The sequence below is a fragment of the Salipiger sp. HF18 genome (assembly GCF_011806505.1).
Lineage (GTDB): Bacteria > Pseudomonadota > Alphaproteobacteria > Rhodobacterales > Rhodobacteraceae > Salipiger > Salipiger thiooxidans.
Genome location: NZ_JAATOS010000121.1, coordinates 1 through 10613, shown reverse-complemented (window position 1 = coordinate 10613; position 10613 = coordinate 1). Strand labels below are relative to the sequence as shown.

At 68.9% G+C, this 10613-nt stretch carries 7 protein-coding genes; 6 read left to right on the top strand and 1 reads right to left on the bottom strand.

Annotation, left to right across the window (positions count from 1 at the left end):
* From HC022_RS12230 to cueR, 5 genes are all read left to right on the top strand, one after another.
* Nucleotides 1–1808: DUF4175 domain-containing protein (locus HC022_RS12230; protein ID WP_167452614.1), on the top strand; the 1808-nt coding region annotated here is incomplete at its 5' end.
* A 182-nt stretch (nt 1809–1990) separates the two neighbouring features.
* A complete protein-coding gene (gene rlmN, locus HC022_RS12225) occupies nt 1991–3187 on the top strand; it encodes a 23S rRNA (adenine(2503)-C(2))-methyltransferase RlmN (protein ID WP_167452613.1) in 1197 nt (398 codons plus the stop codon).
* A 94-nt stretch (nt 3188–3281) separates the two neighbouring features.
* Complete coding sequence (locus tag HC022_RS12220) at nt 3282–3713, top strand: hypothetical protein (RefSeq protein WP_254885066.1); 432 nt, start codon at nt 3282–3284, stop codon at nt 3711–3713.
* Nucleotides 3714–3759: 46 nt separating this feature from the next.
* Nucleotides 3760–6243 carry a heavy metal translocating P-type ATPase gene (locus tag HC022_RS12215; protein WP_167452612.1) on the top strand — a complete coding sequence of 828 codons (2484 nt, stop codon included), beginning with the start codon at nt 3760–3762 and terminating at the stop codon, nt 6241–6243.
* Complete coding sequence (gene cueR / locus HC022_RS12210) at nt 6240–6626, top strand: Cu(I)-responsive transcriptional regulator (protein WP_167452611.1); 387 nt, start codon at nt 6240–6242, stop codon at nt 6624–6626. The genes HC022_RS12215 and cueR overlap by 4 nt, the downstream gene beginning before the upstream one ends.
* A gap of 496 nt (nt 6627–7122) precedes the next feature.
* Here cueR and aspS read toward each other — a convergent pair whose 3' ends face one another.
* A complete protein-coding gene (gene aspS / locus HC022_RS12205; protein WP_167452610.1) occupies nt 7123–8904 on the bottom strand; it encodes an aspartate--tRNA ligase in 1782 nt (593 codons plus the stop codon).
* Nucleotides 8905–9089: 185 nt separating this feature from the next.
* Between aspS and HC022_RS12200 the strand changes: the two genes are divergently transcribed.
* A complete protein-coding gene (locus HC022_RS12200; RefSeq protein ID WP_167452609.1) occupies nt 9090–10322 on the top strand; it encodes a cyclopropane-fatty-acyl-phospholipid synthase family protein in 1233 nt (410 codons plus the stop codon).
* Nucleotides 10323–10613: the final 291 nt, after the last annotated feature.

Sequence of the window (10613 nt, the reverse complement as noted above, 5' to 3'; positions counted from 1 at the left end):
CGCAGGAGACCGCGCAGGATTTCGCCGTCGCGCATTCCGGCCGGCTCGCCATCGACGGCCCGGGCGGCCGCGCGTGGGAGATCTCGGTCACCGCCGACGCCGCGCCCAGCGTGGCGCGCGAGGGCGAGATCGAGTCGAGCTACGAGGGTGACGCCCAGATCCCCTTCACCGCCCGTGACGACTATGGCGTCGTCGGCGGCACCGCCCGGGTCACGCTGGCGCTGGACGAAGTCGACCGCAGCTATCTGCTCGCCACCGAGCCCGAGCCGCGCGACGCCATCGAGGTGCCGCTTCCCATGCCGATCGCCGGCGACCGGGCCGAGTTCACCGAGACGCTGGTCGAGAATTTCTCCGAGCATCCGTGGGCCAACCTGCCGGTGAAGCTCGAGCTGAACGTCACCGACGAGGCCGGGCAGGCCGGCGCCTCGGACATCGAGACCATCACCCTGCCGGGCCGCCGGTTCTTCGATCCGCTGGCGGCGGCGATCATCGAACAGCGCCGGGCGCTGCTCTGGACCCGCGACAACGTCCCCGAGATCGCGCGGATCCTGCGCGCGATCAGCTACCTGCCCGACGACGTGTTCCGCTCGGCGGTGCCCTACCTGCGGCTGCGCGGCGTGCTGCGCGACCTCGAATCCTCGGGCGCGCAGATGACCGGCGAACAGCAGGACGTGTTGGCCAAGGCGATGTGGGATCTGGCGCTGATCCTCGAGGAGGGCGATCTTGCCTCGGCGCTCGAGCGGCTGCAGCGCGCGCAGGAGCGGCTGTCCGAGGCGATGAAGAACGGTGCCTCCGAGCAGGAGATCGCCGAGCTCATGCAGGAGATGCGCGAGGCGACCGACGACTACCTGCGGCAGCTGTCGCGTCAGGCGCAGCAGAATGCCGAGGACAATCCCGAGATGTCCCAGTCGCAGGACATGATGGAGATGAGCCAGAACGACCTGCAGCGCATGATGGACCGCATCCAGGAGCTGATGGAGCAGGGCCGCATGGCCGAGGCGCAGGAAGCGCTCGAGCAGCTGCAGCAGCTGATGGAGAACATGCAGGTCACGCAGGGCCAGCAGGGCCAGTCGCCGGGCGAGCAGGCGATGGAGGGGCTGGGCGATACCCTGCGCGAGCAGCAGGGGCTCTCGGACGAGGCCTTCCGCCAGTTCCAGGACCAGTTCAACCCGGGCCAGCAGGGCCAGCAAGGGCAACAGGGCCAACAGCCCGGCCAGCCTCAGCAGGGGCAGGGCGGTGACGGCCAGCAGCAGGGCCAGCAAGGTCAGCAGCAGGGGCAGCCGCAGCAGGGGCAGGGCGGCCAGCAGTCGCTCGAGGAAAGCCTCGCCGACCGCCAGCAGCAGCTGCGCAGCGAGCTGAACCGCCAGCGCCAGGGCCTTCCCGGCGCCGGAACCGAACCGGGCGAGGCCGCCCGCGATGCGCTGCGCCGCGCCGAAGAGGCGATGGACGGCGCCGAGGAGGCGCTGCGCGACGACGATCTCGCCGGGGCCATCGACCAGCAGTCGCAGGCCATGGAGGCGCTCCGCGAGGGCATGCGCAGCCTTGGCGAGGCGATGGCCCAGCAGCAACAGCAGAACCAGGGTCAGCAGGGCCAGCAGCAGGGCGGCAACCCCGGCCAGCAGCGCGACCCGCTCGGCCGCAACGCCGGCGCCAACGGCCAGATCGGCACCGACGAGAACATGGTGCAGGACGAGGACGTCTATCGCCGCGCCCGCGAGCTGCTCGACGAGATCCGCCGCCGCTCGGGCGAGGGCGAGCGCCCCGAGGAAGAGCTCGAATACCTCGAGCGCCTGCTCGAACGGTTCTGACCCGACGGGCCCGCGCCGCAGCGGGCCCGTGCACGGACCGGGGCAGCGGCCACCTTCAGGCACCGTCAGGCACTGACGGGCGGTCACGGGGTCCGGGGTCTTGAAACCGGCCTGACGCGCCCCTTTGTTTTTCTCGTCGAATCCTGTATGGAGCAGGCTTCTCCAGCCAGAGGACCAGAGTTATGGCCGCAGACGCGCCGATCACCCAGGACGTGGTGACGATCCCCCGCAAGCTGCCCGAGGGCGGCAAGCTGAACATCGTGGGCCTCACCCGCGATGCCCTTCGCGCTGCGCTGATCGAGATGGGCACGCCGGAGAAGCAGGCGAAGATGCGCGTCAATCAGGTCTGGCAATGGATCTACCATTGGGGTGTCCGCGACTTCTCGGTGATGACCAACCTCGCCAAGGACTACCGCGCCAAGCTCGAGGCGCATTTCGAGATCGCCCTGCCCGAGATCGTCTCGAAGCAGGTCTCGGCCGACGGCACCCGCAAGTACCTCGTCCGCATCGCCGGCGGCCACGAGGTCGAGACGGTCTACATTCCCGAGGAAGGCCGCGGCACGCTCTGCATCTCGAGCCAGGTCGGCTGCACGCTCACCTGCTCGTTCTGCCACACCGGCACCCAGAAGCTGGTCCGCAACCTGACCGCGGGCGAGATCGTGGGGCAGGTCATGCTGGCGCGTGACGACCTCGACGAATGGCCCGCGCCCGGCACCGGCACGGGTGAGGATGGCCCGCGCCTGCTGTCGAACATCGTGCTGATGGGCATGGGCGAGCCGCTCTACAACTTCGACAACGTGCGCGACGCGATGAAGATCGTCATGGACGGCGAGGGCATCGCCCTCTCGCGCCGCCGCATCACGCTGTCGACCTCGGGCGTCGTCCCCGAGATCGCCCGCTGCGCCGAGGAAATCGGCTGCCTGATGGCGGTGAGCTTCCACGCCACCACCGACGAGGTGCGCAACAAGCTGGTGCCGATCAACAAGCGCTGGAACATCGAAGAGCTGCTGAACGCCCTGCGCGAATACCCGCGGCTGTCGAACTCCGAGCGGATCACCTTCGAATACGTGATGCTGAAGGACGTGAACGACAGCGACGCCGACGCGCGCCGCCTCGTGAACCTGATCAAGGGCATCCCCGCCAAGATCAACCTGATCCCGTTCAACGAATGGCCCGGTGCTCCGTACGAGCGCTCGGACTGGGAGCGGATCGAGCGCTTTGCCGACATCGTGCACAAGGCGGGCTATGCCTCGCCGATCCGCACGCCGCGTGGCGAGGACATCATGGCCGCTTGCGGGCAGCTCAAATCCGCCACCGAGCGGGCCCGCAAGTCGCGTGCCCAGATCGCCGCGGAAACCGGGCTCGACGGCGCCGCTTGATTTATCTGACAATTTAGGTCAGGATTAACCTGTCCAGCCAGCCCGACGCGCGGGTAAGCCCGGCGTTCTGTGGTCACGCGGCTGGAGAGTGCTCATGCGTCACGAATATTTCAAAACGGTCGGCCCCGCGCTGAGGGTGCCGGAATGGCGAATCGTGCAGATGCTGCGGCGTCAGCAAGAGGTGGACCGGCTTGAGGCCGACCTTGTCGGGGCCATCGGCCTCGAGCGCGCCCGCGCCTGCGTCGATGGTTTCGCGCAGCTCATGGCGCTGATGCGCCTGCACGCTTGGCATCCCCCGCTTATCCTCCGTCCCGGCGCCGAGGGCGTCAGCGACGACGAACGCAACCTGGCCCGTTTCGTGCTGCTCTCTGCCGAGCAGGACCGCGAGGCGGCGCTGGTCGAGGCCATGGCGATCGTCGTGCCGAAGGCGATCCTGCCGCTGGTTGCGGCCGGCGAGCGTGCCGGATTGCCGCTCTTGTGCGAGGAATGCCGGGACAGGCTCGACTGCCCCTTGACCTTCCAGTGACTGGAAGGAGTATATCCCGGCCAGAACCAGACGGAAGGAGTCTGACATGGCCACCGATAGCATGCGTTTCGAAGTCACCCGGCTGAACTGCGGGGGCTGCGCCGGGCGGGCGCAGAAGGCCCTCGCGGCGGTGCCCGGTGTCACCGACGCCAGCGTGAACCTCGCCAACCGCATGGCGCGGGTCGATGGATCGGCCGGTGTCGAGGCACTGCGCGACGCGCTCGACCGCGCTGGCTACCCGGCGCGCGAGGCGCGGGTGACGCTGGCCATCGACGGCATGAGCTGCGCCTCCTGCGTCAACCGCGTCGAGAAGGCGCTGAGCGCCGTTCCCGGCGTGCTTTCGGCCCATGTGAACCTCGCCAGCGAAAGCGCCGAGGTGAGGCTGCTCGCGGGCAGCGTGGACGGCGCCGAGCTTGCCCGCGTGGTGGGCGAGGCAGGCTACAAGGCGCGCCCGGCGGGCGACGACAGCGCCGAGCGCGACGCCCGCAAGGATGCGGAACTGCGCACGCTGAAGCGCGACCTGATCGTTGCCGCGGCGCTGACCCTGCCGGTCTTCGTGCTCGAGATGGGGGGCCACATCTTCCCCGGCTTCCACCACTGGTTCGCCTCGACCATCGGCACCACGACCTCGTGGGCGTTGCAATTCGCGCTTGTCACCGCGGTGCTCGTGGGCCCCGGCCGGCGGTTCTACCGCATCGGCCTGCCGCTGCTGTTCAAGGGCGCACCCGACATGAATGCGCTGGTGGCGCTCGGGACGCTGGCGGCCTGGGGCTATTCCACCGTGGCGTTGTTCCTTCCCGGGCTGCTGCCCGAGGGCGCGCGCGCGGTCTATTTCGAGGCGGCGGCGGTGATCGTCACGCTGATCCTGCTGGGCCGTTTCCTAGAGGCGCGTGCCAAGGGCCGCACCGGCGCCGCGATCCGGCGGCTGGTAGGGCTGCGCCCGGCCACCGCGCGGGTCGAACGGGACGGGGCCATCGCTGAGCTGGCCATCGACGAGGTGCAGCCCGGCGACGTGGTGCATGTCCGCCCCGGCGAGCGCATCGCCGTCGACGGCGAGCTTCTGACGGGGCGCAGCTACGTCGACGAGAGCATGATCACCGGCGAACCGGTTCTCGTGGGCAAGGGCCCGGGCGACCCGGTCGTCGGCGGCACGGTGAACGGGCAGGGGGCGCTCAGCTTCCGGGCCACCGCCGTGGGCGCCGACACCATGCTGGCGCGGATCATCTCGCTGGTCGAGGATGCACAGGGGGCGAAACTGCCGATCCAGGCGCTCGCCGACCGGGTTGTGGTGTGGTTCGTGCCCGCGGTGATCGCCGCGGCGGCGCTGACCTTCCTCGCGTGGCTGCTCTTCGGGCCGTCTCCGGCGCTGACCCATGCGCTGGTGGCCGGGGTCTCGGTCCTCATCATCGCCTGCCCCTGTGCCATGGGCCTCGCCACGCCCACCTCGATCATGGTGGGCACCGGCCGCGCCGCCGAACTCGGCGTGCTGTTCCGCAAGGGCGACGCGCTGCAGCGACTCGAATCGAGCAGGGTGGTGGCCTTCGACAAGACCGGCACGCTCACCGAGGGCAAGCCCGCTCTGGCGCGCTCCGAGGCGGCGCCGGGCTGGGACGTGGCCGAGGTGCTGCGGCTGGCGGCGAGCGCCGAGCAGGGCTCGGAGCACCCGATCGCGCGGGCGCTGGAGCAGGCCGCCGAGGGGCTGGTACAGCCCGAGGTGGTCGAGGCCATCGCCGGGCACGGGCTGCGCGCCACGGTCGAGGGACGCCGCCTGCTGATCGGTGCCAAGCGCCTGATGGTGCGCGAGGGCGTGGCCATGGCCGGGCTCGAGGCCGTGCATGACGAGATCGCCGGCGCTGGCCAGACGCCGGTCGTGGTGGCCATTGACGGGCAGGTCGCCGGGGTCTTCGCGGTTGCTGACCGGCTGAAGCCGGGGGCCAGGGCCGCGGTCGCGGCGCTGCACGCGCAGGACATCCGCGTGGCGATGATCACCGGCGATACGCAGGCAACGGCCAGGGCCATCGCCGCCGAGCTGGGCATCGACCATGTCGAGGCCGAGGTGCTGCCCGAGGGCAAGCTCGCCGCGGTCAAGGCGCTGCGCGAACGGTTCGGCGCGGTGGCCTTCGTCGGCGACGGCATCAACGACGCCCCGGCGCTGGCCGAGGCCGAGGTGGGCATCGCCATCGGCACCGGCACCGACGTCGCCATCGAGAGCGCCGACGTGGTGCTGGTCTCGGGGGACGTGGCCGGCGTGGTCGAGGCGTTTCACGTGAGTCGCGCGGTGCTGCGCAACATCCGTCAGAACCTGTTCTGGGCCTTCGGCTACAACGTCGCGCTGATCCCGGTCGCGGCCGGGGTGCTCTACCCGGCCTTCGGTCTGCTGCTGTCGCCGATGCTGGCGGCGGGGGCGATGGCGCTGTCCTCGGTCTTCGTGCTGACCAACGCGCTGCGGCTGCGGCGGCTGTCACCCGCGATGCGCAGCGGCGCCACCCGGGCGGGGCGCGAAACCCTCGTGGCGGAGCCGGCGGAATGAATATCGGTCAGGTCTCCGAGCGGGCGGGCATCCCCGCCAAGACGATCCGCTACTACGAAGACATCGGCCTCGTGACGCCGAAGCGGTCCGGGAACGGTTACCGGGCGTTCTCGGAGGCGGATCTGCACAAGCTTGCCTTCCTCGCCCGCGCCCGGGCGCTTGGCTTCAGCATCGAGGACTGCCGCAAGCTGCTGGGGCTCTACGAGGACGAAACGCGCGAGAGCGCCGACGTCAAGGCGCTGGCGTCTGAGCATCTCTTGGCGATCGAGGAGAAGATCGCGCAGCTGCGGGAGATGCACGACACGCTCGGCCGGCTGGTCGAGGCCTGCCACGGCGACCACCGCCCGGACTGCCCGATCCTCGCAGGACTGGCGGAGGAATAGGCCCCTCGGGTGTGCGGGCGGCGCGGTGTCGAGTACCGCACCCCTGTGCGCGAAGCCCCCGCGCGGAACCAAGGCGAAGCCGCCGCGCATCGCCGGCCCGCCCCCCGGGCTGGCGATTTGGCTGGGCCAGGTGCCGCGTGTCGAGGTCCTTCGGACGTGGCCGGAATAAATCGAGAGGCTCGAAGCTCGCATCGCCATCCCGCGGACCGGCGATGCGCGGCTCATGTTTCTCTGGAACGGGGGGGGCGACGGGACGTCATCCGGGCTGGCGATTTGGCTGGTCCGGGGGCCGCGTGTCGAGATCCTTCGGACGTGGCCGGGAAAAAGCGAGAGGATCGACTGTCGGATCGCCACCCCGCGGACCGGCGACGCGCGGCGCCCGTTTCGCTGGAAGCGGGAGGCCACGGGGCGGCTCCCGTCGGCTGCCCCACACCCCGGCAGAACGAAAAAGGGCGCCCCGCGTGCGCCCTTTCGTCGGTCAGACAGTGGCCGAAGCTCACTCCTGCGGGATCACCCGCAGCGACAGCTCCATGAGCTGGTCCGAGGTCGGCTCGGAGGGCGCCTGCATCATCAGGTCCTCGGCGCGCTGGTTCATCGGGAACATGATGACCTCGCGGATGTTTGAAGTGCCGGCCAGCAGCATCACGATACGGTCGATGCCGGCGGCGCAGCCACCGTGCGGCGGGGCGCCGTACTGGAACGCGGTGTAGAGACCGGCGAAGCGCTTCTTCACCTCGTCCTCGCCGTAGCCCGCCAGCTCGAAGGCCTTGAGCATCACGTCCGGCTTGTGGTTCCGGATCGCGCCCGAGACCAGCTCGTAGCCGTTGCAGGCGAGGTCGTACTGGAAGCCCTTCACGGCGAGGGGGTCGCCCTCGAGCGCCTCCATGCCCCCCTGCGGCATCGAGAACGGGTTGTGCTCGAAGTCGATGGCGCCGGTTTCCTCGTCCTTCTCGTAGATCGGGAAGTCCACGATCCAGGCGAAGGCGAAACGGTTCTTCTCGGTCAGGCCGAGCTCTTCGCCGATCACGTCACGTGCCTTGCCCGCGACGCGCTGGAAGCTTGCTGCCTTGCCGCCGAGGAAGAACGCCGCGTCGCCGATGCCGAGACCCAGCTGCCGCCGGATCGCCTCGGTGCGCTCGGGGCCGATGTTCTTGGCAAGCGGGCCGGCGGCTTCCATCTCGCCGTTGGCTTCACGCCAGAAGATGTAGCCCATGCCGGGCAGACCCTCTTTCTGGGCGAAGACGTTCATCCGGTCGCAGAACTTGCGCGAGCCGCCGGTGGGGGCGGGGATGGCGCGGATCTCGGTGCCGTCCTGCTCGAGCAGCCTGGCGAAGATCGCGAAGCCCGAGCCGCGGAAATGCTCGGAGACGTCCTGCATCTCGATCGGGTTGCGCAGGTCCGGCTTGTCGGTGCCGTACTTGAGCGCGGCTTCCTTGTAGGGGATCTGCGGCCAGGAGGCGGGATCGTCGACCGATGCGCCGCCGCCGAATTCCTCGAACACGCCCGCGATCACCGGCGAGACCGTGTCGAACACGTCCTGCTGGGTGACGAAGCTCATCTCGAGGTCGAGCTGGTAGAAGTCGGTGGGCGAGCGGTCGGCGCGCGGGTCCTCGTCGCGGAAGCAGGGCGCGATCTGGAAGTACTTGTCGTAGCCCGACACCATGATCAGCTGCTTGAACTGCTGCGGTGCCTGCGGCAGCGCGTAGAACTTGCCCGGGTGCAGGCGCGACGGCACGAGGAAGTCGCGGGCGCCCTCGGGCGAGGACGCGGTGATGATCGGCGTCTGGTACTCGCGGAAGCCCTTGTCCCACATGCGGCGGCGCATCGAGGCCACCACGTCCGAGCGCAGGGTCATCGAACGCTGCATCTCCTCGCGGCGCAGGTCGAGGTAGCGATAGCGCAGGCGGGTCTCTTCCGGGTACTCCTGATCGCCGAAGACCATGAGCGGAAGCTCCTTCGCGGCGCCGAGCACCTCGAGCTCACGGACGAAGACCTCGATCTCGCCGGTGGGAAGCTTGGGGTTCACGAGGCTTTCGTCGCGGGCCTTGACGGTCCCGTCGATGCGGATGCACCATTCCGAGCGGACCTTCTCGACATCGGCGAAGGCCGGGCTGTCCGGGTCGCAGAGCACCTGCGTGATGCCGTAGTGGTCGCGCAGGTCGATGAACAGGATGCCGCCGTGGTCACGGATGCGGTGCACCCAGCCCGAGAGGCGAACGGTGTCGCCCACGTTCTCCTTTTTCAGGTCTGCACAGGTGTGCGTGCGATAGGCGTGCATGTGGGATGCCCCTTAGGAAACTGCTGGAAAGTTAGGCGCCGATACAGCGCGCGACGGACCGGAAGTCAAGGGAATCGGGCGCCGAACTTGCCGAAAAGGTCGTGTGACTTAACCTTTCTTAAGACCCGCGCGCGGTTTGCCGCCAAGGGCCGATACCGAATCTCATTGCACAAAGGGGTCTTATCATGTGGAAGACCGTGCTCGATAAGATGTTGCGGAAGCTGGTCGTGACGGGCCGGCTCAACCTGACCTGGCCGGATGGCACCACCGAAAGCTACGGACCGGGCGGAGGTCTGGAGGCCGATGTCGCGCTGGCCGACGACGGCATCGTGCGCGAACTGGGCCAGCGGCCGGTGCTGGCGCTCGGCGAGGGCTACATGGATGGCCGCATCGTGGTGGCGCCGGAGCAGGTCTATGACTTCGTGGCGCTGCTCGTGCGCAACCAGCAGATGGGCGAGATGCCCAAGTGGTTCAACATCGTGCAGGCGGTGCGCGGCTGGACCCGCGGCATCGAGCAGCGCAACAACCCGCTGCGCAGCCAGCGCAACGTCCAGCACCACTACGACATTTCGGACGATCTCTACCGGATCTTCCTCGACAGCGACATGCAGTATTCCTGCGCCTATTTCACCCGGCCCGGCATGACGCTGGAAGAGGCGCAGAAAGCCAAGAAGGACCACATCGCCCGCAAGCTGCTGATCAAGCCCGGGATGCGGGTGCTCGACATCGGCTGCGGCTGGGGCGGCATGGCGCTGACGCTGGCACGCGACTACGGCGCCCATGTGACCGGCGTGACACTCTCCGAGAACCAGCTGGCAACGGCGCAGGCCCGGGCCGAGGCCGAGGGCGTTGCGGACAAGGTCGACTTCCGGCTGCTCGACTACCGCAAGATCGACGAGACCTTCGACCGCATCGTGAGCGTCGGCATGCTCGAGCACGTGGGCTACCCGCATCTCGACGAGTACTTCGCCAAGGTCGACGAGCTGCTCGCCAAGGACGGCGTGTCGCTGATTCACAGCATCGGGCACGTGTCCGAGCCGGCGGCGACGTCGATGTGGATCGACAAGTACATCTTCCCCGGCGGCTACATCCCGTCGCTCTCCGAGGTGTCGGCGGCGATCGAACGCACCGGGCTCTGGGCCACCGACGTCGAGGTGCTGCGCGGTCACTACGGCACGACGCTGCACCACTGGCGCGACCGGTTCGAGGCGGCGCTGGACCAGATCCGCGGCATGTATGACGAGACCTTCATCCGGATGTGGCGATTCTACCTCGTGGTCTGCGAGGCGGCCTTCGAGGAGACCTTCCAGGGCGTCTTCCACCTGCAGCTCGCGCATCGCCAGTACGCGGTGCCGACCACGCGGGACTACCTCTATACATCACGCGCCGCCGACGCGCTGATGCACGCCGCGCAGTAGCGGGGCAGGGCCGTTCGGATCTTCGCGCAGATCCGAACGGCCCGGAAGCGCCCCGCCCGCCGGGATTTTCCTGCGCGGCCCGTCAGTGGGCCGCGCCGCGGCACGTGCCGCATCCGGCCGGGCCGGCCGGATGACGCTATTCTGAACCCCGCGCGACCCGGGCGGAATGGGGTTGCAGACCCACGGCTCTTGTCTATAACGCACGACAATTTGCGGGCAGCTGCGACTCCTCCGCGCCTTGCCGCGTGCCCGCCGAATGCGCCCAGACAGTCCGAGAACCAGAGGTCGAAC

Bases quoted from the DNA above. Each gene is read 5' to 3' on its own strand.
- aspS (WP_167452610.1), bottom strand. From the start codon at position 8,904: ATGCACGCCTATCGCACGCACACCTGTGCAGACCTGAAAAAGGAGAAC.
- HC022_RS12200 (WP_167452609.1), top strand. From the start codon at position 9,090: ATGTGGAAGACCGTGCTCGATAAGATGTTGCGGAAGCTGGTCGTGACG.
- cueR (WP_167452611.1), top strand. From the start codon at position 6,240: ATGAATATCGGTCAGGTCTCCGAGCGGGCGGGCATCCCCGCCAAGACG.
- HC022_RS12220 (WP_254885066.1), top strand. From the start codon at position 3,282: ATGCGTCACGAATATTTCAAAACGGTCGGCCCCGCGCTGAGGGTGCCG.
- HC022_RS12215 (WP_167452612.1), top strand. From the start codon at position 3,760: ATGGCCACCGATAGCATGCGTTTCGAAGTCACCCGGCTGAACTGCGGG.
- rlmN (WP_167452613.1), top strand. From the start codon at position 1,991: ATGGCCGCAGACGCGCCGATCACCCAGGACGTGGTGACGATCCCCCGC.